Source organism: Streptococcus sp. 11-4097, assembly GCF_018215285.2.
GTDB lineage: Bacteria > Bacillota > Bacilli > Lactobacillales > Streptococcaceae > Streptococcus.
The window spans coordinates 1,466,829-1,488,079 of record NZ_CP185262.1; the positions used below are offsets into that span (position 1 = coordinate 1,466,829).

At 39.3% G+C, this 21,251-nt stretch carries 19 protein-coding genes and 2 pseudogenes; 6 read left to right on the forward strand and 15 right to left on the reverse strand.

The genetic code is table 11. The features are described 5' to 3' along the window. Window positions 1-10: 10 nt before the first annotated feature. From KB197_RS07325 to KB197_RS07335, 3 genes are all read right to left on the reverse strand, one after another. Window positions 11-574 carry an HAD family hydrolase gene (locus tag KB197_RS07325; RefSeq protein WP_212573842.1) on the reverse strand — a complete coding sequence of 188 codons (564 nt, stop codon included), beginning with the start codon at window positions 572-574 and terminating at the stop codon, window positions 11-13. Between the two features lie 348 nt (window positions 575-922). Then, on the reverse strand, window positions 923-1,657 hold the full coding sequence (locus tag KB197_RS07330; protein ID WP_004259929.1) for an amino acid ABC transporter ATP-binding protein: 735 nt from the start codon (window positions 1,655-1,657) through the stop codon (window positions 923-925). After that, complete coding sequence (locus tag KB197_RS07335) at window positions 1,657-2,340, reverse strand: amino acid ABC transporter permease (protein ID WP_212573843.1); 684 nt, start codon at window positions 2,338-2,340, stop codon at window positions 1,657-1,659. Before KB197_RS07335 ends, KB197_RS07330 begins: the two co-directional genes overlap by 1 nt. Before the next feature lie 190 nt (window positions 2,341-2,530). Between KB197_RS07335 and KB197_RS07340 the strand changes: the two genes are divergently transcribed. The 5 genes from KB197_RS07340 (at window position 2,531) to KB197_RS07360 (ending at window position 6,960) form a co-directional block, all read left to right on the forward strand. Beyond that, a complete protein-coding gene (locus KB197_RS07340; RefSeq protein WP_000443570.1) occupies window positions 2,531-2,761 on the forward strand; it encodes a DUF1797 family protein in 231 nt (76 codons plus the stop codon). Between the two features lie 230 nt (window positions 2,762-2,991). Then, window positions 2,992-5,250, forward strand: coding sequence for an ATP-dependent Clp protease ATP-binding subunit (locus KB197_RS07345; protein WP_212573844.1), 2,259 nt, complete (start codon window positions 2,992-2,994; stop codon window positions 5,248-5,250). Window positions 5,251-5,379: 129 nt separating this feature from the next. Then, on the forward strand, window positions 5,380-5,832 hold the full coding sequence (locus tag KB197_RS07350; RefSeq protein WP_124787741.1) for an NUDIX hydrolase: 453 nt from the start codon (window positions 5,380-5,382) through the stop codon (window positions 5,830-5,832). A 58-nt stretch (window positions 5,833-5,890) separates the two neighbouring features. After that, window positions 5,891-6,190, forward strand: coding sequence for a DUF1827 family protein (locus KB197_RS07355; RefSeq protein ID WP_000767189.1), 300 nt, complete (start codon window positions 5,891-5,893; stop codon window positions 6,188-6,190). A 134-nt stretch (window positions 6,191-6,324) separates the two neighbouring features. Then, window positions 6,325-6,960, forward strand: a complete 636-nt coding sequence (locus tag KB197_RS07360) for a GNAT family N-acetyltransferase (protein ID WP_153220855.1) — start codon at window positions 6,325-6,327, stop codon at window positions 6,958-6,960. Between the two features lie 83 nt (window positions 6,961-7,043). On the opposite strand, the gene metK is transcribed toward KB197_RS07360, so the two are convergent. From metK to KB197_RS07405, 9 genes and pseudogenes are all read right to left on the reverse strand, one after another. Continuing rightward, complete coding sequence (gene metK, locus KB197_RS07365) at window positions 7,044-8,234, reverse strand: methionine adenosyltransferase (protein WP_000003942.1); 1,191 nt, start codon at window positions 8,232-8,234, stop codon at window positions 7,044-7,046. 370 nt (window positions 8,235-8,604) lie between these two features. Further along, entirely contained in the window at window positions 8,605-9,948 is a 1,344-nt protein-coding gene (locus KB197_RS07370; protein WP_212573845.1) for a DEAD/DEAH box helicase, read from the reverse strand. 140 nt (window positions 9,949-10,088) lie between these two features. Next, on the reverse strand, window positions 10,089-10,904 hold the full coding sequence (locus KB197_RS07375; RefSeq protein ID WP_212573846.1) for an endonuclease/exonuclease/phosphatase family protein: 816 nt from the start codon (window positions 10,902-10,904) through the stop codon (window positions 10,089-10,091). A gap of 51 nt (window positions 10,905-10,955) precedes the next feature. Then, window positions 10,956-13,136, reverse strand: coding sequence for a PTS transporter subunit IIBC (locus KB197_RS07380; protein WP_212573847.1), 2,181 nt, complete (start codon window positions 13,134-13,136; stop codon window positions 10,956-10,958). Window positions 13,137-13,320: 184 nt separating this feature from the next. Then, on the reverse strand, window positions 13,321-14,247 hold the full coding sequence (gene ftsX, locus KB197_RS07385) for a permease-like cell division protein FtsX (RefSeq protein WP_000625545.1): 927 nt from the start codon (window positions 14,245-14,247) through the stop codon (window positions 13,321-13,323). Then, a complete protein-coding gene (gene ftsE / locus KB197_RS07390; protein WP_000022269.1) occupies window positions 14,240-14,932 on the reverse strand; it encodes a cell division ATP-binding protein FtsE in 693 nt (230 codons plus the stop codon). Before ftsE ends, ftsX begins: the two co-directional genes overlap by 8 nt. A 17-nt stretch (window positions 14,933-14,949) precedes the next feature. Beyond that, window positions 14,950-16,045 (reverse strand): peptide chain release factor 2 gene (gene prfB, locus KB197_RS07395; RefSeq protein WP_212573848.1). Its coding sequence is split into 2 segments (ribosomal slippage): window positions 14,950-15,972 and window positions 15,974-16,045, totalling 1,095 coding nucleotides; the frame shifts between segments, so codons are not numbered across the junction. Between the two features lie 108 nt (window positions 16,046-16,153). Then, window positions 16,154-16,810 carry a CBS domain-containing protein gene (locus KB197_RS07400; protein ID WP_000268666.1) on the reverse strand — a complete coding sequence of 219 codons (657 nt, stop codon included), beginning with the start codon at window positions 16,808-16,810 and terminating at the stop codon, window positions 16,154-16,156. Between the two features lie 252 nt (window positions 16,811-17,062). After that, window positions 17,063-17,521, reverse strand: a pseudogene (locus KB197_RS07405) (ABC transporter ATP-binding protein); the annotation flags it as partial. Between KB197_RS07405 and KB197_RS07410 the strand changes: the two are divergent. Beyond that, window positions 17,513-17,692: pseudogene (locus KB197_RS07410) on the forward strand (IS3 family transposase); the annotation flags it as partial. The pseudogenes KB197_RS07405 and KB197_RS07410 sit on opposite strands and share 9 nt — an antisense overlap. 47 nt (window positions 17,693-17,739) lie before the next feature. On the opposite strand, the gene KB197_RS07415 reads toward KB197_RS07410, so the two are convergent. From KB197_RS07415 to KB197_RS07425, 3 genes are all read right to left on the reverse strand, one after another. Continuing rightward, window positions 17,740-19,167 (reverse strand): cytosine permease, encoded by a 1,428-nt coding sequence (locus KB197_RS07415; RefSeq protein ID WP_004261582.1) that lies wholly within the window; start codon window positions 19,165-19,167, stop codon window positions 17,740-17,742. Between the two features lie 468 nt (window positions 19,168-19,635). Continuing rightward, window positions 19,636-21,063 carry a cytosine permease gene (locus tag KB197_RS07420; RefSeq protein ID WP_064276925.1) on the reverse strand — a complete coding sequence of 476 codons (1,428 nt, stop codon included), beginning with the start codon at window positions 21,061-21,063 and terminating at the stop codon, window positions 19,636-19,638. 1 nt (window position 21,064) lies between these two features. Beyond that, window positions 21,065-21,250, reverse strand: coding sequence for a hypothetical protein (locus KB197_RS07425; protein ID WP_004261584.1), 186 nt, complete (start codon window positions 21,248-21,250; stop codon window positions 21,065-21,067). Window position 21,251 lies beyond the last annotated feature (1 nt).

Below are 21,251 nucleotides of genomic sequence, written 5' to 3' on the forward strand. Positions count from 1 at the left end.
TTCCTTTTTCTTACATATCTAATACTTGTCTTAAATTCACGATACTGGTAAACAAGTGGGTAGCTAGTCCTGCAGCTTGCCCGGCTTCGATATCAATTAATCGATCACCAATGACAAGGCCAGAGTTAATTTGATACTTTTCTCTTAAATAAATCATGGACTCTGGACTTGGTTTTCTCTTAAAGCCTGAGTTAGAAGTCACCACTTCTGTAAAATAAGCTGCTATAGAGGTTTTTTCTAAAATTTCCAAGACCTGATCATTACGGTGAGAGACCAAAAAATGACGGCCATCTTGATTTGAAATGTCTTCCAATAAGTCAGAAACTCCATCAAACAAAATCGGATGTTCCAGCTCTCTGGCTTCATTTTCCTTGTACTTTTCTAAAAAATTCTCTAAGTTGGGAGCGAATGTCTCAATCGCAAAATCAGTAGAAACCTTTAAAGCTTGATAGACACTGTCATGGTCTTGTGTGATGCCATACAGAGCTAAAGTTTCAACAAATGCAGCTGTTGAAGTTTCGTAATTATCTAGTAAAGTTCCACCTAAATCCCAGATATAATCGTGATATTTCATACCCTTCATTATAGCATTTTTTTGTGAAAAAAGCGATGATTTCCTTGAGTTTTGCACATAAAAAATGCTCTATATTATTTGTAGTGGGTAAATCTATTATAAATACTATGAAACCTATTTTCTTGTAGAAAAAAGTTCCATATGACCCATAATGAAAAGCGACCAAACCATCATTAGAGAGAATCATATGGAACAATTATATTTTAACACAAAACTACTTTATATAAAAAATCCTAATATCCAATTTATGGATGTTATTAATAAGGGGGGAACTTCTCAAAGTAAGTTCCACTTGACTGGTATTGAGCCTAGCTTTTCACTAATCTTGTCTTGAAATTTTAAAATAGATTATAAAACCTTACTCAAGAAGTCTTTAGTCCGCTGTTCTTGGGTTTGTTCAAAAATCTGTTCGGGTGTTCCGTCTTCAACAACCACACCGTCTGCCATAAAGATGACACGGTCTGCCACCTCACGAGCAAATCCCATTTCATGTGTTACGATAACCATGGTCATTCCTGACTTGGCTAAGTCTTGCATAACAGCCAACACCTCTCCTACCATTTCAGGGTCCAGGGCTGAAGTTGGCTCGTCAAAGAGCAAGACATCAGGTTCCATAGCTAAACCACGAGCGATGGCAATCCGTTGTTGCTGGCCACCTGACAAACTCTGAGGGTAAGCATCTGCCTTATCTGGTAAACCAACTTTTTCCAAAAGTTCCTTAGCTCTCTTCTCTGCAACTTCCTTACTTTCACCTTTAGTCTTGATAGGAGACAAGGTGATATTTTCCATCACAGTCATATTAGGAAAGAGATTAAATTGTTGGAAAACCATCCCCATCTTCTCACGCATGGCAAAGAGGTCATTCTTCTTGTCCGTAATATCGACTCCCTCAAAGATAACTTTCCCCTTGGTCGCTTCTTCCAACAAATTCATAGAGCGAAGCAAGGTAGATTTTCCGCTCCCTGAAGGACCGATAATAACGACAACTTCTCCTCTTTTAATCTCGAGGTTGATGCCCTTCAATACTTCATTCTTTCCAAAGGATTTATGTAAATTTTCGATTTTTATCAAGGTTTCTGTCATTATTTCTTATCTCCTTGTCCCATACGTTTTTCAAAAGCTTTCAAGGCTACTGTCAGAATAGAGGTCATAATCAAGTAATAAAAGGCTGCAAATAAAAGTGGTGTTAAAGGTAGATAGGTTGTTGTAGAAACTGTTGTAGCTCCGTTCCACAACTCCATAACCCCAATAGCTGATAAGAGAGAACTATCCTTGATAATAGTGATAAATTCGTTTCCCAATGCTGGCAAAATATTTTTGATAGCTTGTGGCAAAATCACATAGCGCATCGCATTTTTAGGACGAATCCCTAAGGAATAGGCCGCCTCTAGCTGCCCCTTAGGAACCGCATTTATTCCTGCACGAACAGTCTCAGAAACATAAGCACCACTGTTCATAGAGATAATCAAAATACCTGGAATCAGACGAGAAAGATCGACACCCAAAATCCCAACCTGAATAGTCGGAGCATTGATATGCATAAGAGCAAAGGCAATCATAATCTGAACCATCATCGGTGTCCCGCGGAAAATCCAAACGTATAAGTTGGCGAGCCAAACAAGCGGTTTAAACTTTGAACGTTGCCCAAAAGCCAAGACAACCCCCAAAATAGTTCCCAAAAAGACAACACAGATAGAAATGAGAACCGTCACGACAGCCCCATAGTTAAAATAAGGTAAATACTTTAGTAAAAAAGAAAAATTCATAGTCACACTGCTTTCTAAAATAGAATACTGTATGATTATAACATGAATTGAATTAAAATTCAAATCTTTTGTCTAATTTATTCAAAAAATCTTTAAGATGGTAGAATTAGCGAGAAATCTTAGTTTTTTCTAGGCAAGTTGGCCTCCTTTATGGTAAAATAGTAACGATAAGAAATGAAGGAGAATCAAAATGGAATCACATTTGGTTAGAATCATCAACCGCCTTGAAGCAATGGCAAAAGACGGCGGAAATTTAAAACGTAATTTTGAACGCGAAGGAGTTGTTGTTGCAGAAGTTGCATACAGCCACGACGAAGAAAACGGCTCAATCTTTACCCTTCGTGATGTCGAAGCTCGCGAAACATATACGTTTGATAGCATTGACTTGATTGCAATGGAGATTTACGAACTCCTTTACTAATACAAAACAAGCTGGGATTACACCCTGCATGTCTAACCAAAATCCTTTTTGTCTCACAAATAGGATTTTTTTATAGTCCAAATCCACAAAGATCTTCATTGTAACAACCTCTCAAAGCTGCAATCTTTTTACTTGCTTTACACCCCAATCCTGTTATAATGAGAGTATAGAAATTTGACTATTTTTGACCTTTAAATAGGTCAGGCTAAAGAAAGAAATGAGGTAGATGTATGCTTTGTCAAAACTGTAAAATAAACGACTCAACAATTCATCTTTATACCAATCTCAATGGAAAGCAAAAACAAATTGACCTCTGTCAAAACTGCTATAAGATTATCAAGACAGTTCCTAACAATAGCCTCTTTAAAGGTATGACGGATCTGAATAATCGTGACTTTGATCCCTTTGGTGATTTCTTCAATGACCTAAACAATTTCAGACCTTCTAGCAATACTCCTCCGACTCCCCCAACCCAATCAGGTGGAAGTTATGGTGGAAACGGCGGTTATGGTTCCCAAAATCGTGGACCTGCCCAAACTCCGCCACCTAGCCAAGAAAAAGGCCTGCTGGAAGAATTTGGTATCAACGTAACTGAAATTGCCCGTCGTGGAGATATTGACCCCGTTATTGGGCGCGATGATGAGATTATCCGTGTCATCGAAATTCTCAATCGCAGAACCAAGAATAATCCTGTTCTTATCGGTGAACCAGGTGTCGGAAAAACGGCCGTTGTCGAAGGTCTAGCTCAGAAAATCGTTGATGGCGACGTTCCACATAAACTACAAGGCAAACAAGTCATCCGTCTGGATGTGGTTAGCCTAGTTCAAGGAACAGGTATCCGTGGACAATTTGAAGAACGCATGCAAAAACTCATGGAAGAAATTCGCAAACGTGAGGACATCATCCTCTTTATCGATGAAATCCATGAAATTGTTGGTGCTGGTTCTGCGGGCGATGGCAATATGGATGCAGGAAATATCCTCAAGCCCGCTCTTGCTCGTGGGGAACTGCAACTGGTCGGTGCTACTACCCTCAATGAATACCGTATTATTGAAAAGGATGCTGCGCTAGAGCGCCGTATGCAGCCTGTCAAGGTCGATGAACCAACAGTGGAAGAAACAATCACTATCCTCAAAGGAATTCAAAAGAAATACGAAGACTACCACCACGTTCAGTATACCGATGCTGCGATTGAAGCAGCTGCAACTCTTTCCAATCGCTACATCCAAGACCGCTTCTTGCCTGACAAGGCCATTGACCTCCTAGATGAAGCTGGTTCTAAGATGAATTTGACCCTCAACTTTGTGGATCCTAAAGTCATTGATCAGCGCTTGATTGAGGCTGAAAATCTTAAATCTCAAGCTACACGAGAGGAAGATTTTGAGAAGGCCGCCTACTTCCGCGACCAGATTGCCAAGTATAAGGAAATGCAAAAGAAAAAGGTCACAGACCAAGATACTCCTATCATCAGTGAAAAAACCATTGAGCATATTATCGAGCAGAAAACCAATATCCCTGTTGGTGATTTAAAAGAGAAAGAACAATCTCAACTCATCCATCTAGCCGAAGATCTCAAGTCTCATGTTATTGGCCAAGATGATGCAGTCGATAAGATTGCCAAGGCTATTCGCCGTAATCGTGTCGGTCTCGGTACCCCTAACCGTCCGATTGGAAGCTTCCTCTTCGTTGGGCCAACTGGCGTCGGTAAGACCGAACTTTCCAAACAACTGGCCATCGAACTATTTGGTTCTGCTGACAGTATGATTCGCTTCGATATGAGTGAATACATGGAAAAACACAGCGTGGCGAAATTAGTTGGTGCCCCTCCAGGTTATGTTGGCTACGATGAGGCTGGGCAATTAACTGAAAAAGTTCGCCACAATCCATATTCTCTTATTCTCTTGGATGAAGTAGAGAAAGCCCATCCAGATGTTATGCACATGTTCCTCCAGGTCTTGGACGATGGTCGTTTGACAGACGGGCAAGGACGTACCGTTAGCTTCAAGGATGCCATCATCATCATGACTTCAAATGCAGGTACTGGTAAAGCCGAAGCCAGCGTTGGATTTGGTGCTGCTAGAGAAGGACGTACCAACTCTGTTCTCGGTGAACTCGGTAACTTCTTTAGCCCAGAGTTTATGAACCGTTTTGATGGTATTATCGAATTTAAGGCTCTCAGCAAGGACAATCTCCTTCACATTGTCGAGCTTATGCTAGCAGATGTTAACAAACGTCTTTCTAGCAACAACATTCATTTGGATGTAACTGACAAGGTCAAGGAAAAATTGGTTGACCTCGGCTATGATCCAAAAATGGGGGCACGCCCACTTCGTCGTACTATTCAAGACTATATTGAGGACGCAATCACTGACTACTACCTTGAAAATCCAAGCGAAAAAGACCTCAAGGCAGTGATGACCAGCAAGGGCAACATTCAAATCAAATCTGCCAAAAAAGCTGAAGTAAAAACTTCTGATAAAGAAGTATAAATCCTATAGAAAAGGAGTAGAAAATGAAAATTTTCTGCTCCTTTTTACAAAAGTCACTATAAATTCTTGACAGCTTGGCCTTTGTCCATTAAGATAATAATAAAGATAATAGATAATGAGGAAAATGCAATGGCAAATCCAACTTTCGGAGAAAAAAAGGCGAATACAGACTATGTTGCTCGTTATGGCGTATATGCTGTTATCCCTGATACTGAACAAAAACACATTGTTCTTGTTCAAGCACCTAATGGCGCTTGGTTCTTACCAGGTGGCGAAATTGAAGCAGGTGAAAATCATCAAGAAGCCCTAAAACGTGAATTGATTGAAGAGCTTGGCTTCACAGCTGAAATTGGTGCCTATTACGGACAAGCTGATGAATATTTCTATTCTCGTCATCGTGACACCTACTACTACAATCCTGCCTACCTCTATGAAGCGACTTCTTTCAAAGAAGTACAAAAACCACTAGAGGACTTTAATCATATTGCCTGGTTCCCTATTGACGAGGCTATTGAAAATCTCAAACGTGGTAGCCATAAATGGGCAATTCAATCTTGGAAAAAACAGCATAAGATTGACTAAATCAAGCTACTTTATTCAAAAAATGCTATAATAGAATTAGAAAATCGGAGGAAATGTTATGAAGCTTATCAATACGACAAACTCACACTCGCAACTTGTAAAAAGCCAGCTAGAAAGTACAGATGCAACCCTTGTTGAGGTTTATTCTGCAGGTAATACAGATGTTATTTTTACCCAAGCTCCGCTTCACTATGAAATCCTCATCTCAAACAAACACCGCGCTATTCGCGAACCTGAAATCGAAGCTATTCAAGAATTTTTCTTGAAACGTAAAATTGATAAGGACTCTATTGATGAGGCCAATATCAAAACCCTCTATTCAGAAAAATTAATTGGAATTTCAATTCCGACCAAATAAAGTCTTGGAGAGATTAAAAAGTCTTTTAAACCTTATGGAACAAAATTGGGTTTATTTAGCTTTTTAAATCATCTCCAATTTTTTATCTTGAAATCCTATCATACACAATTTTATAGGTAACAAAGGAGACAAACATGGGAGACATGATATATCGAGAGGCAAGACTTGAAGAATACGAAAAAATTGGAAAACTATTAGCTAATTCCTTTCTTGATTATCCTTTTTTAACTATTTTAAAAGACGATTTGAAGAAACCTGACTCCTATTCTGCTTTTGTAGAAACATTGCAAATTCTGCTTACTAGAGTCTATATTAAAAAAGGAAACTGTTTAGTTGCGGAACAAGATGGAGAATTACTTGCAGTTGCCCTTTTGCAACAAAAAGATTTCTGTATACTATCCTATCTACGAAATGGAGGAACAAACATTTTTCGCTACATTCGACCACGAAATCTTTTTAAATACTTTGACTTTGTAAAACGTTCTAAGAAGCATTTAGAAGAATCAGGAGAGTTTGATTGGTATTTGATGACTTTAGCTGTCAATACAGCAAGTAAGGGACAGGGAATAGGCAGTACTTTTCTGACACAAGGGATTGAACTCTATGTCAAATCAAAAGGCTGTAAGCACTTGGGTCTCATTACCAGCACAGCAAGAAATGCCTCATTCTACGAAAAAAACGATTATGTCCTACTAGACTTTATGGATATAGAATACGGATCAAAATCAATTGGTAACTGGGTATTTTTAAAAACAATAAATAAATTATAACAGACTAGCAATTTACAAATCCTATTTAAATAAGGATAACTTATATTTATAAAAACCAACGTTCAAAACGTTGGTTTTCTTATCTATTTTACAGCTTCTTTCAAAGCATCTACCTTATCCAAACGTTCCCATGGAAGGTCAATATCTGTACGTCCCATGTGTCCATAAGCCGCTGTTTGACGGTAAATTGGACGTTTAAGATCCAGCATTTGGATAATTCCTGCCGGGCGAAGATCAAAGATTTGACGCGCTGCTTTTTCAAGCTTGCTTTCAGCTACCGTTCCAGTACCAAAAGTATCGATACGAACGGAAACTGGTTGGGCCACACCGATGGCATAGGCCAATTGCACTTCTGCCTTCTTAGCAAGACCTGCTGCAACGATGTTCTTGGCAATGTAGCGAGCCGCATAAGAAGCTGAACGGTCCACTTTAGTCGCATCCTTACCAGAGAAGGCACCTCCACCATGACGAGAGTAGCCACCATAAGTATCTACTATAATCTTACGACCAGTCAGACCTGAGTCCCCTTGAGGTCCACCGATGACAAAGCGACCAGTTGGATTGATGAAGAATTTGGTTTGCTCATCCAAGTAAGAGGCTGGAATAACCTCTTTAATAACCTTATTAATGACATCATTGTGAATTTGTTCGTTGCTGACTTCTGGATCGTGCTGAGTTGAAATAACGACTGTGTCCACACGTACTGGACGGTCATTTTCATCATACTCAACAGTAACTTGTGATTTAGCATCTGGGCGAAGATAGCTGATTTCCCCAGACTTACGAAGTTCTGCCAAACGACGAACCAATTTATGACTGAGTGAAATTGGCAATGGCATGAGCTCTTCTGTTTCATCCACTGCAAATCCAAACATAAGCCCTTGGTCTCCAGCTCCAATTAAGTCCAATGGATCTTGGTCTGCATTCCCACGAACCTCCAAGGCTTCGTTAACACCTTGGGCAATATCAGGAGATTGTTCTACCAAAGATGGATGTACTCCTACAGTCTCAGCAGAAAAACCATATTCTGTATTGGTATATCCAATCTCTGCAATGGTATCACGAACCACACGGTTAATATCCACATAGGCATTTGTAGAAATTTCACCAAAAACATGGACGGAACCAGTGTATACAGCTGTCTCAGCAGCAACGTGCGCCTCTGGATCTTTAGCTAAAATAGCATCCAAAATCGCATCTGAAATTTGGTCTGCAATCTTATCTGGATGCCCCTCAGATACAGATTCAGACGTGAATAATTTACGTTCTGACATAAAAATGTCCCCCCTTAAAAATAGTGTTATAGAGTTACAAAGTACTGATAGGTATTTTCATTTTCTAAGAGTTACGACGCGTAAGAAATAAAAACGATAATTTTTTATTTCTGAAGCTAGTAAGGCGCATAGGATGACCGCACTATAGCGGCAACCGTAGAATGACGAGCGACTACTTTGGAGCCGTCAGTCTTTGCGAGTTACGACTCGAAACAAAAAAATAGAAATTTCTACCATCTTATCGGGACTATATAACTTTATCATTATACCATTTTTTAACGCAATTTACAGTCTTTAATGTAGTGTTTCTGTTTAGACAGTTCATTCTCATAAATAAAAAAGTTGGAGCTCAGTACTCCAACAATTTCTATTAAAATGTTTGACGTTTTGCTTTACGCTCTGCACGACCGCGAGCACGATTTTCAGCACGCTTGGTCTTGCGACGTTTTTCATCAACCGCCCATTGAATTTTCTTCTTATAACCTGGTTTGACTTTTTTCTTTTTCTTTTTAACCAAACCAATCATTTCGATATCAAGTTTATCTTGTTTTTTCTCACGGTTGGCACGACGATCACGGTCATAAGTATCTTGAAATTCCCCGTCTTTGACCATCTTAGGAGTAAACTTGATTCCCAATTTCTCCAACTCACGGATATCCGAGTCATCACTTGGCTGATAAAGGGTAATAGCTGTACCTGGCAGGCCATTTCGGCCAGTACGACCAACACGGTGAACAAAGAAGGACAAATCTTGCGGAATGGCATCATTGATGACATGGCTGACACCTTCAATGTCAATTCCACGCGCTGCCAAATCTGTTGCGACAATATACTCAAAATCCAAATTTTTAACCTGATTCATGATACGTTTGCGCTCACGAGGGGCAATATCCCCATGGATTTTTGCCACCTTCAAGCCTTGAGCAGTCAGATATGAATGCAATTCATCAGCACGCGTTTTAGTGTTAACAAAAATCATTGCCAAATACGGTTGCATCAACTGAGTCAACTGGTAAATTTGAGCATTCTTATCTCGGCCCTTGGTCGAAATCAACCAATTATCAATAGTATCAGAAATAACCGTTTTGGTCTTGATTTTCTCCATAACAGGATTTGATAAGTATTTTTTCAAGAATGGTTGCAGTTTTTGTGGAATAGTCGCTGAGAAGACCATGAATTGCAGGTCTTTTGGAAGGCTTCCAGCAATCTTATCAACAGTTTCTAAGAATCCCATATCCAAGGTCATATCTGCCTCATCGACCACAAAGGTCTTAGCCTTGTGAATAGCTAGGTCACCAGACTTAACTAAGTCATAAATACGGCCAGGTGTTCCGATAACAATATGAGGCTGGTTACTTGCCAATTTGTCAATCTGGCGAGCCTTATCTGTACCACCCACGTAATTAACCACACGAACTTCCACTTCTGAGTGGGCTGCAATCTGACGAGCTGCTTGGTAAATCTGAGTAGCCAACTCACGGCTCGGTGCAGTAATGACTGCTTGAACACTATCGCTGGCTTCATCTAATTGCTGGAAAATCGGCAATAGGAAAGTGTGAGTCTTACCCGAACCTGTTTTTGATTCACCGACTAGGTCACGACCTGCCAAGACAATCGGAATCAACTTATCTTGCACCTCTGTTGGAGTTGTAAATTTTAATTCCTCCAAGGCTTCTTTAATATATTTTTTAAATTGAAATTTCGTAAATGACATAATATCCTCGATTCTATCTATCTTATCAATTATACCACATTTTATTTCATTTCAGTAGTCTCACTTATTTAGGCTATTTCCAGTAGCTTCTCTAGTCAGAAAAAGGCTGGAATTTCGTGATTCCAACCTCTTTTCAGTTATTATTTCCAGTTTAAAATAGCACTCAAGCCGTAGTGATCACTGACTTGCGGACTATTGTTGCCATCAAATACGACATGTAAATGTTCTACAGCTAACTCTTGGGTAGTAAAAACATAGTCGATTCGAAGGGGTTCTGTGTTCCCTTTCCAGCCATCAATTTCTGGTGGAACAGTATAACTACCACTTTTCTCTTGAGCAACTTCAAATGCGTCTTGTAAGCCTAATGGACTAGCTAAAATAGCTTGGTAACCTTCCTGACCAGCTGGGTTGTTGAAATCTCCAGCAAGCAAAAGTGGCTTGTTCAATTCTTTCAAGACAGCCTCAAATCGTGCCCATTCTTCTTGGAAACCTTTATCCCACCAAGAAAGGTGGACACTGGCAACTGCAAGTTCCTTACCATCAACTACAGTTTCAGCTAGAGCGACACGGCGAGTATGATAGTCTGTTGGATCATCCACATCTGAAACCAAAATTTCTCTTGCTTCAATAGGTGTTTTAGACAAGATAGCCACACCTTCATGGTAGCGGTCATAACCAATATGGTTATAGGCCCAAGTCCAGTAGTAATCTTTCCCTTGCTCTGACAACTTTTCAACCAAAAGTCTAACATAATGATCTTGATGAATCGGCTCAGCTGCTGGTAAAGCTTGATAGAGATCATTAACTTCTACCTTAGGCGAGGTGATTTCCTGATTGATTTCTTGGAAACAAATCAAATCATAATCTTTATCAAGAATATCTTCAAGCAAAAGCTGGAATTTTTCCTCGGCTTCTTTTTCCATCCAGCTATGAGTATTGAGTGTTAAAAATTTCATGTTTTTCTCCTAAAACAAGAGGTTGGAAAACAGCTTCCAACCTCAAGTGTATTACAATTCTACTTTAGCAACTGCTGTTTTAGCTGCAAGAGAACCTGTTTGTTCTAATTTAACTGATTTAATAACATCACCATTTGTGAAGACAACTACTGTTGAAGTTTCACGTCCTGCTGCACGGATAGCATCCAAGTCAGCTGTGACAAGTAAGTCACCTGCTGCAACTTTTTGTCCTTCTGCTACATGAACTGTAAATGGTTTTCCTTCAAGACTTACTGTGTCCAAACCAATGTGAACAAGTACTTCAAGACCTGCTTCAGTCACAAGACCAAGAGCATGTTTTGTAGGGAAGATGCTTGATACAGTACCTGAAACTGGAGATACAATGTTTCCATTTGCAGGTTCTACAGCAAATCCATCACCCATCATTTTTTGAGCAAATACTGGATCTTTCACTTGTTCCAAAGCAACAACTTGACCATCGGCTACTGAGTATACTTCCTCAGTAAGACCTTTATAGTGAACTGTATTTTGTTGTGCTTCTGTCATTTGACTTGGAAGAGTTTCAGGAATGATTTCACCTGAATCAAGGATATCTTGGATATCAGATTTCAATACGTCTGCTTTTGGACCGTAGATAGCTTGAACTCCTTGTCCTTTCATGACAAGACCCATAGCTCCTTCTGCTTTCCATTGTTCTGCATCACCGACTTTGTCAGCGTCTTTTACAGTTACACGAAGACGAGTCATACATGCGTCTACATCAACGATGTTTGCACGTCCACCAAGAAGGTTGATAATGTTTACAGCTTGAGAACCAGCTGCAACTTTCACTTCGCTGCTAGCTTCTTCTGAACCTTCAGCAGTTTCATAGTTTCCGTTACGTCCTGGAGTTGCGTAGTTGAATTTTTGAATCATGAAGTTTGCGATAAAGTACATGATTACGGCAAAGAGAACAGTTACCCAGATAAAGTTAACGATATCCATACCAATACCAGCATTAATTGCTAGTGGTGTACGAGTCAAGAATTCAATTGAACCGAATGAGTGGACACGTAGGTTTACTACGTCAGCCATAGCGAAGGCAGCACCTTGAACAAGTGAGTAAACAAGATACATAGGTGTTGCTACAAACATGAACATGTATTCGATTGGTTCAGTAACCCCTGTCAAGAATGTTGCAAGAGCTGTCGCAATCATCATACCTTTATATTGATGTTTCTTATCAGCATCGACATTACGGTAGATAGCAACGATCATACCCATCAAGATACCGAATGAACCGATCATTTGTCCAACTTTGAAACGAGCTGGGTGAACAGTATCTAACAATTGTTGGTAGTGACTTGCATCTGTACCTTTAAGGTTAACAAGGTCTGTTACCCATGCAAGCCATAGTGGGTCTTGACCAAATACTTGAGTACCTTTAGCTGCACCAGTTAAAATGTCATAAGTACCACCAAGAGCTGTGTAGTTCATTGGGATAGTCAACATATGGTGAAGACCAAATGGCAAGAGCAAACGTTCCAAAGTACCATACAAGAATGGTGCAAGGATTGGAGCAGTTTCTTGTGAGTTGGCAATCCAGATACCAAAGCTATTGATACCTGTTTGAACTACTGGCCAGAAGGCAGCAAGTAGAATTGCAGCGATTGCTGAACGAAGAATAACTACAAATGGTACGAAACGTTTCCCGTTGAAGAATGAAAGTGCATCAGGAAGTTTACGGAAGTTGTAGTATTTATTGTAAGCAGTTGCCCCTACAAAACCTGAGATAATCCCTACAAACACACCCATGTTCAATGCTGGAGCTTCAAGAACACTAATGAAGTAATCAGCAACTTTGATTGAACCACCAAAGAGAGTTGTGACCATAGCATCTGGATTTTTCAACATATCTCCTGATACACCAAAGATTGTACCAGTGATACGGTTAATCAAGATGAAGGCAAGACCAGCGGCGAAAGCACCACCAGCACGTTCTTTAGCCCAGCTTCCTCCAATTGCTAGGGCAAACAAAATGTGAAGGTTACCGATAACCCCCCAACCAATTTGCTCAAGAATTCCACCTGTAACTACAAGTGGTGCAAAAGTTGGGTTAATCATTACGATAGACTTACCGATTGAAATCATCAAACCAGCAGCCGGCATAACCGCGATAACCACCATCAAAGCCTTACCGAATTTTTGCCAAAACTCGAAAGACAAGACATTTTTGAATGTATCTTTCATCATTCAAATCTCCTTTATTTTTATTTAGGCAAACGTTTTACGAAAACGTTTGCACTTTCTATAATTTAATTATACCACTTTAATTTTTTTTGTAAAGGCTTTTATAAAAAAAAGTAGACTTTTTTCTAAAATTTTTGTAGTAAAAAAGGAGATATTAAAATCTCCTCAAATATACTTCTATTTTATTTTAGATTTTCAGGAATCGGCGCATTGAAATTCCTGATCCGATTGAACCGATAAAAATTCCAATCACAAATAATAGAGCAATCATCAGTGGACTGAATACTTCTGGTGATATCATTGAAAGGTTCTGACCAACCAATGACTTATTAACCGATTGGTAAACCATTTTATAGACAATAAATACCAGAACTGATGGAAGTGTTGCTCCAAGCAAACCAATGAAGGCACCTTCAAGCAAGAAAGGTCCGCGGATATAGCCATTCTTAGCACCTACTAAACGCATGATTTGAATTTCACGGCTTCGTGAAATAATGGTGATACGTATAGTATTAGAAATCAAGAACACCGCAATGAAAATCAATAATCCAGCGATAACTAGTCCCCAGACACGAATAAATGAGGCTAACTTAAACAAGCGTTCTGTATTAGCACCACCATCTTGAACTTCTGATACACCTTCGATTTTTTTAGCTTCTTCTGCTACTGTCTTTACATCACTGGGTGTATTTGTATCAACGATATATGCATCATAAAGAGGATTGGCATCGCCTTCAAAGATTTTCCAGTTGTCCCCCATTGTTTCTGTCAACTTTTCATATTGTTCTTCTTTACTTGAAAACGTAACACTTTTAACGGTTGACATACCTTTCAAAGCATCATATACCTTATGGTAGTCGTTATTTGTAACAGTTTGACCTTCTTTTTCAATCGTCTCACTATTATCAGCTACGTCCTTACGAATGTATACCATTACTCGGACATTATTTTCGATATCTGTAGCTAGTTTAGCCGTATTAAAGATAACAGATGCAAATATTGCAACCAAGGTCAAAGTAATCATAACTGAACTAACAGCAGCTACTGTCATCCAGCCATTTCGTTTCAAACTTTTTAACGATTCAAATAAATGACGAAAAAATCTACTAATCATCGTATCCATATTCTCCTTTAGCTTCGTCACGAACGACACGGCCATTTTCAATGGCAATGACACGGTGGCGCAAGGTATTTACAATCTGACTGTTGTGGGTAGCCATCAAGACAGTTGTACCTTGGAGATTGATGCGTTCCAGCAAGTTCATAATTTCCCATGAATTATCTGGGTCCAAGTTTCCTGTTGGTTCGTCCGCAATCAATACTTTTGGATTGTTTACAATGGCACGTGCAATTGCAATCCGTTGCTGTTCTCCCCCTGAAAGTTCATTTGGGAAAGAACGAACCTTATGCTTCAATCCAACCAAGTCTAAGACTTCCATAACACGTTTTTTGATATTACGGCGACTTTCTCCAATTACCTCCATTGCATAAGCAATATTTTCATAAACGGTTTTCTTTGGTAACAGTTTATAATCTTGGAAGACAACCCCAACACTACGACGTAGGAGAGGAACATCTTTCTTTTTAATTTTAACCAGATTAAAACCAGCAACAGATAAGCTTCCTTTTTCGATTTTTACTTCGCGATACAAAGAACGAATAAAGGTTGATTTCCCAGCTCCTGAAGGTCCTACGATGTAAACAAATTCCCCTGGTTGAACGCTTACCGAAACACCACGTAGGGCAGTCGTTCCGTTGTCGTATTTTTTGACGACATCTCTCATTTCAATAATTGACATGTGAGTTCCTTTCTATCTTAGCTAATTCGCCACTTGAGATAGGCATCAATAAAACCATCTAGGTCTCCATCCATAACCTTATCTACTTGTGCAACTTCAAAGCTAGTTCGGTGATCTTTTACCATAGTATATGGCGTGAAAACATATGAACGGATTTGGCTTCCCCATGTGATTTCCTTTTTCTCACCCTTGAGGGAATCAACTTCCGCAGCTTTCTTTTCTTGCTCCATTTGATAGAGCTTAGCCTGCAACATCTTCATGGCACGATCTCTATTTCCATATTGGGTACGATCCACTGTTGATTGGACCACAGTTCCCGTAGGAATGTGTGTCAAACGCACACCTGTTGAAACCTTATTGACGTTTTGTCCACCAGCACCACCTGAACGGAAAGTATCCATCTTGATATCATCTTCACGGATTTCCACTTCAATGGTATCATCCAATTCTGGCATTACTTCCACCGATGTGAAAGAGGTATGGCGACGTTTAGCAGAGTCAAATGGTGAAATTCGCACCAAACGGTGAACACCCATTTCTGACTTGAGAAGGCCATAGGCATTAGGCCCTTCAAATGATAGGGTTACTGACTTAATACCAGCTTCATCTCCTGCTTGGTAATCCAAAACTTCCACTTTAAAGCCTTTAGCATTTCCATAGCGAGTGTACATACGAAGCAACATATCACCCCAGTCCTGAGCCTCGGTACCACCCGATCCTGGATGGATTTCCAAAATCGCATTATTATGGTCATAAGGTTCTGACAAGAGCAAGGTCATCTCGTAACTGGTCATCATCTTAGCAAGTTCTGATAACTGTGCAACCAATTCTTCATGCACTGACTCATCTTCAGCTAAAAAGTCTAATAAAATTTCAACTTCATCCTGCAACTCTTCCATTTTGTGGAATGTGTTGTAGGTGTTTTTTAATTCATTTAATTCTTGCGACGTTTTTTGGGCCGCGATATTATCGTTCCAAAAATCAGGTTCTGTCATCTTGTTTTCCAAGATGGCAATCTCTTCCTCTAGACCCTCGAGGTCAAAGAGACCCCCTGAAAGAAGCTAATTTTTCACGATTTGCGTCAATTTTCTGACGAATTTCTGAAATGTCCATAAATACTCCTTTTTTATATCGTTTTATTATACCATAATCTATCATTTCTTTCCATTTTTTGCTCTAATCCCTTATTGCACGCAAAAAGAAGCCTTTCGGCTTCCCTTCTTACAAGACTTTTGCTGAAGTTCGAGTAATTTCTTCTACTTGAATATTCTCTGATTCAAATTTTTCTTTCAAGGCTGGTAAATCAATTGAGCCATCGATTTGTACTTCGATAATCACCTTGCCATCTTTTCGTGGAATATTGACTGTATGGGAGATATTCAAATTTTCTTCTACAATCAAAGAAACAATCTTTCCGAGAACACCGACTTCATCTTCAGTAACAAAGCGCACACGAATTCCTTCTTCACCATAGCCAGCAATTTCAAGAAAGGCTTGGAAAACGTCACGGTCAGTAATAACACCATAGACTTGATGGTTATCAACAACAGGAAGAATACCAATCTTGTTTTTCAGCATCAGATAAGTTGCATCTTCTAGACTAGCATAACCTGAAACAGTAACAACATCTCGAATCATGACATCTTTTACTTTGGTCTTATTTAGAAGATAATTCATCTCATAGATAGAAAGACTGGTTGCTTTTGATGGACTAGCTTGCGCAATGGTTCCTTCAGTTACCAAACCAACCAATTGATCATTTTCGATAACAGGCAAGCGGTGCAACCCTTGCTCTCTCATCAAATCTGCTGCATGAGATACTGTTGTATCCGGACTAATATAAACTACCTTGCGGGTCATAAAATCTTTAACTGCCATGAGACTTCTCCTTTTCTATTCTTATCCCTATTATACAATCTTTTTGTAAATCTATCAAACGCTTACATTTCTTTTTCAAAATTCAGAAAAGTATGAATAAGCTAGCAAAAAGAGCTCTGAAATAGAGCTCTCTGAATGAAGGTAAGATACATTTCATTCGATTTTTTCAATTATTAGAAATTCATCTTTTAATGTAGATAAAGATTGCTTTGCAATCTCTATCCGCAACCTAAACTAGTCTCCCAGACTAGTTTAGCCACCCAGATATGCTTTTCTGACTTCTTCTGATGAGGCGAGTTCTTTTCCTGTTCCTGATAGGACAATTTTTCCTGTTTCCAGTACATAGCCTCGGTCAGAGATTGCGAGTGCTTTATTGGCATTTTGTTCAATCAAGAGGACGGTTGTTCCTTGTTTCTGGATGTCTTGAATGATATCAAAAATCTCTTGGATAAAGATTGGGGCAAGTCCCATTGAGGGTTCATCTAAAAGAAGAAGTTTTGGTGTTGACATAAGAGCGCGTCCCATGGCAAGCATTTGTTGTTCCCCTCCTGAAAGTGTGGCCGCATCTTGGTTCTTCCGTTCTTCAAGACGAGGAAAGCGTGAGAAAACTTTCTTCAAATTAGCTTGATTTTCTTCACGATTTTTCTTTAAGAAAGCTCCCATTTCTAGATTTTCCATAACAGTCAAGCCAGGGAAGACGTGGCTTCCTTCTTCGGCATTTTGAAATCGGAAATATTTTATGGCTATAAGAAGACGTTTACGTCTCTTAAGCAATTAGAACAAGCTATTGTAGACTACATTGATTACTACAATAATAAACGAATTAATGTAAAACTAAAAGGACTTAGTCCTGTGCAATACAGAACTAAATCCTTTCAATAATTATTTTTCCAACTTTTTGGGGTAGTACACAACGTTCTCTCTTAAACTTAAATCTTAACGGAATCTTTATCCTTGAGCATATAGCGTTTTAAACGAGTTAAGCTAGCTAACCAGTACAATAGACCTCCAAAAATTGCAGTGAAGCCACTACCAGTTGTGAGCAGGAACATAGGACTCTGGATGTGCTTTGTTACAGGGTTATAAACAAATAGTACCGCAACTAACAAGGAAATGATTACACAAGATAATCCTACCAGATTAAAGCCATTTGTAAACTCATAAGCTTTATGTCCCTCAAGGAAATAGGCTGAACGCAAATCGAGTTTTCGTTTTCTCAAAATAAAGTAGTCGACAACTATCATTCCGATAATGGGTCCTTGAATATAAGCGGCTAGTGAGATGAAGGAACCGAAGTACTCTTCCACTCCTCCCCAAATTGTAAGTAGGCTCACGTATACCATGGCAATCCAAACCATTAGTTTATAGCTTACTTTGGGCATCCCACTTTTTACAATCATACAGTTCACGTATGATCCTGTCCCTTGGGTTCCAATATTTGCAAAGGCTACTAGTAGTAAACTTAAAAGGGCAAAGGCAGGTGTGCTTAGAGTTGATAGCATGGTTGTTGGATCACTTTCATAAACACCTGTTTTGACAAACATGGCTAGAGCCATGACTCCACCTGTCGCAGCAAAGAATGGAGCAACAACCCCATATGACAAGGCTGTAGCCCAATAGCCACTGCGTTCTGATTTTGCCAAACGTGGTAAGACAAAGGCTTGTGTAGACCAAGAAAAGGCTACGGCCACATTTCCTTCCCCTGACATCATAAAACGTTCAATCGGTGTCAAATTTTCTTGGATGGCAGGTTGGACATTCATAATATCGCTAATCGGAACCGCAACAAAACAGATTCCAACGATGATTAGCCCAACAAATAACAAGGCAACCACCAGAAAGCGATTAGTACCTTTAATCACATCTGGGCCCCCAAGAGCAATCAGCGTTCCAAGGAGAACACAGAGGGTGCCTAGAATCGGTGCCCATACTCCCTTGTCTAAACCAAGCCCAAAATTATTTGCCAAATGAATCATGGAGCTGGCAAAAAGATCAGCGGTAACGGCGTACCAACCAAAATTCGCCAGACTAATCACGGTTGATAGAATGGCCACCCCTTTTTTACCTAGAACGGCTCTCAACCAAATCCATAAATCAATTCCATATTTAACCGCAAACAAAATAGGGAGACATTCAATAAAGACCCAGATAATGTTAAAACTAAAAATATTAATCAACATTTGATTAAAGGTTAAATATTGAGCCACATAGGCTCCTTGGGTATAACACCAGGTTGCGATGGCAAAACCACTTGTCGATAGGAAGAGATCCCAGAAAGAATACTGACGATCCTTGTTGGTCATGGGAACGATTCCCGTTATGGTCTCCTGTTGAATGAAGTCATTCATCTTGGACATTTTATTGAATACCTCCTGTCATGGCTAAGATAATCAGAATATGATTGACTATCATATCAATTACTTATGTAAAATAAACTTTTAAGAAAGGGGAGATAAATACACATAGATTAAGGCTTTCATTTTTATAGTCATTTTTTAGTTTCTCCTACAACTAATTGTTCAAGTTCAATACCAATTCTTATTTTGTCATTCCTCCGACTAAAAATTAATTTTAGTTGACCATACTGCCCACTATAGTGGTACCAAATATAGAGAAACTTTCCTAATGGATTTACTTAAAATAATCCTCACAAAAGAGTGATAGTATGATGTTCCAAACACCTGAGCTAGATAGCTGTATTTCGTTTTCACGTTTGGAATTTCTTCTACAGAAATTTCAAATACCTGTTCAGCCTATTCTACCGTATCAATAAAGATTTTCTAAATTCTCTAGTAAGAGGGACGTTTCTAATCAATCCTCTATTCTTAAATCGTAATGGAATCTCGATCCTTGAGCATATAGCGTTTTAAACGAGTTAAGCTAGCTAACCAGTACAATAGACCTCCAAAAATCGCAGTAAAGCCACTACCCGTTGTGATTAAAAAGATTGGGCTTTGAATCTGTGCTGTTACAGGGTTATAAACAAATAGTACTGCAACCAACAAGGAGATAAATACGCAAGATAAGCCAACTAAGTTAAATCCTTTGGTAAACTCGTAAGCATCGTGTCCCTCAAGGAAATAAGCTGAACGCAAGTCAAGTTTTCGTTTTCTTAAGATAAAATAATCAACAACAATCATACCAATAATTGGCCCCTGAATATAGGCGGCTAGGGAGATGAAAGAGCCGAAATACTCTTCTACTCCTCCCCAGATGGTGAGTAGGCTCACGTAAACCATGGCAATCCAAACCATTAGTTTATAGCTTACTTTGGGCATCCCACTTTTTACAATCATACAGTTCACATAAGATCCTGTACCTTGGGTTCCAATATTGGCAAAGGCTACTAATAGTAAACTTAAAAGGGCAAAGGCAGGTGTGCTTAGAGTGGAAAGCATCGTCGTTGGATCACTTTCATAAACACCTGTTTTGACAAACATGGCTAGAGCCATGACTCCACCTGTCGCAACGAAGAATGGAGCGACAATCCCGTATGATAAAGCTGTAGCCCAATAGCCACTACGTTCTGATTTTGCCAAACGTGGCAAGACCAATGCTTGTGTAGACCAAGAGAAGGCAAAAGCAACATTTCCTTCCCCAGAAAGCATGAAGCGTTCTAATGGCGTTAAATCTCCTTGGGTAGCTGGTTGAATATTCATAATGTCAGTGATAGGCACAGCTACAAAACAGATTCCAACGATAATGAGACCGACAATCAACAAGGCAATGACCAAGAATCTATTGGTCCATTTGATCACTTCTGGACCTCCAAGGGCAATCAGCGTTCCAAGGAGAACACAGAGAGTACCTAAAATCGGTGCCCATACTCCCTTGTCTAAACCAAGGCCAAAATTATTTCCCAAGTGGATCATAGAATTGGCAAAAAGATTAGCCGCAACGGCGTACCAGCCAAAGTTAGCTAAGCTAATAATGGTTGATAGCAAGGCTACCCCTTTTTTTCCTAAGACAGCCCTCAACCAAATCCACAAATCAATTCCATATTTAACCGCAAACAAGATTGGGAGACATTCGATAAAAACCCAGATAATGTTAAAGCTAAAAATATTAATCAACATTTGATTAAAGGTCAAATATTGAGCCACATAAGCTCCTTGGGTATAACACCAAGTTGCAATAGCAAAACCACTTGTCGATAAGAAGAGATCCCAGAAAGAATACTGACGATCCTTGTTGGTCATGGGAACAATTCCCGTTATCGTCTCCTGTTGAATAAAGTCATTCATCTTGGACATTTTATTGAATACCTCCTGTCATGGCTAGGATAATCAAAATGAGGTTGACTATGACTAGGGCGATGACTATAGTAAAATCACTTTTTAAAAATGGCTGAGCAAACACATAGTTTGGTGATTCCATTTCTTCTAGCCTTCTTTTCGTTTCATTTGCTACTAATTCTTCAATTTCAGATGTCGGTTTCATC

Excerpts from the sequence above, each read along its gene's own strand:
- KB197_RS07325 (WP_212573842.1), bottom strand. The coding sequence starts at position 574 with ATGAAATATCACGATTATATCTGGGATTTAGGTGGAACTTTACTAGAT.
- KB197_RS07330 (WP_004259929.1), bottom strand. The coding sequence starts at position 1,657 with ATGACAGAAACCTTGATAAAAATCGAAAATTTACATAAATCCTTTGGA.
- KB197_RS07335 (WP_212573843.1), bottom strand. The coding sequence starts at position 2,340 with ATGAATTTTTCTTTTTTACTAAAGTATTTACCTTATTTTAACTATGGG.
- KB197_RS07340 (WP_000443570.1), top strand. The coding sequence starts at position 2,531 with ATGGAATCACATTTGGTTAGAATCATCAACCGCCTTGAAGCAATGGCA.
- KB197_RS07345 (WP_212573844.1), top strand. The coding sequence starts at position 2,992 with ATGCTTTGTCAAAACTGTAAAATAAACGACTCAACAATTCATCTTTAT.
- KB197_RS07350 (WP_124787741.1), top strand. The coding sequence starts at position 5,380 with ATGGCAAATCCAACTTTCGGAGAAAAAAAGGCGAATACAGACTATGTT.
- KB197_RS07355 (WP_000767189.1), top strand. The coding sequence starts at position 5,891 with ATGAAGCTTATCAATACGACAAACTCACACTCGCAACTTGTAAAAAGC.
- KB197_RS07360 (WP_153220855.1), top strand. The coding sequence starts at position 6,325 with ATGGGAGACATGATATATCGAGAGGCAAGACTTGAAGAATACGAAAAA.
- metK (WP_000003942.1), bottom strand. The coding sequence starts at position 8,234 with ATGTCAGAACGTAAATTATTCACGTCTGAATCTGTATCTGAGGGGCAT.
- KB197_RS07370 (WP_212573845.1), bottom strand. The coding sequence starts at position 9,948 with ATGTCATTTACGAAATTTCAATTTAAAAAATATATTAAAGAAGCCTTG.
- KB197_RS07375 (WP_212573846.1), bottom strand. The coding sequence starts at position 10,904 with ATGAAATTTTTAACACTCAATACTCATAGCTGGATGGAAAAAGAAGCC.
- KB197_RS07380 (WP_212573847.1), bottom strand. The coding sequence starts at position 13,136 with ATGATGAAAGATACATTCAAAAATGTCTTGTCTTTCGAGTTTTGGCAA.
- ftsX (WP_000625545.1), bottom strand. The coding sequence starts at position 14,247 with ATGATTAGTAGATTTTTTCGTCATTTATTTGAATCGTTAAAAAGTTTG.
- ftsE (WP_000022269.1), bottom strand. The coding sequence starts at position 14,932 with ATGTCAATTATTGAAATGAGAGATGTCGTCAAAAAATACGACAACGGA.
- KB197_RS07400 (WP_000268666.1), bottom strand. The coding sequence starts at position 16,810 with ATGGCAGTTAAAGATTTTATGACCCGCAAGGTAGTTTATATTAGTCCG.
- KB197_RS07415 (WP_004261582.1), bottom strand. The coding sequence starts at position 19,167 with ATGTCCAAGATGAATGACTTCATTCAACAGGAGACCATAACGGGAATC.
- KB197_RS07420 (WP_064276925.1), bottom strand. The coding sequence starts at position 21,063 with ATGTCCAAGATGAATGACTTTATTCAACAGGAGACGATAACGGGAATT.
- KB197_RS07425 (WP_004261584.1), bottom strand. The coding sequence starts at position 21,250 with ATGAAACCGACATCTGAAATTGAAGAATTAGTAGCAAATGAAACGAAA.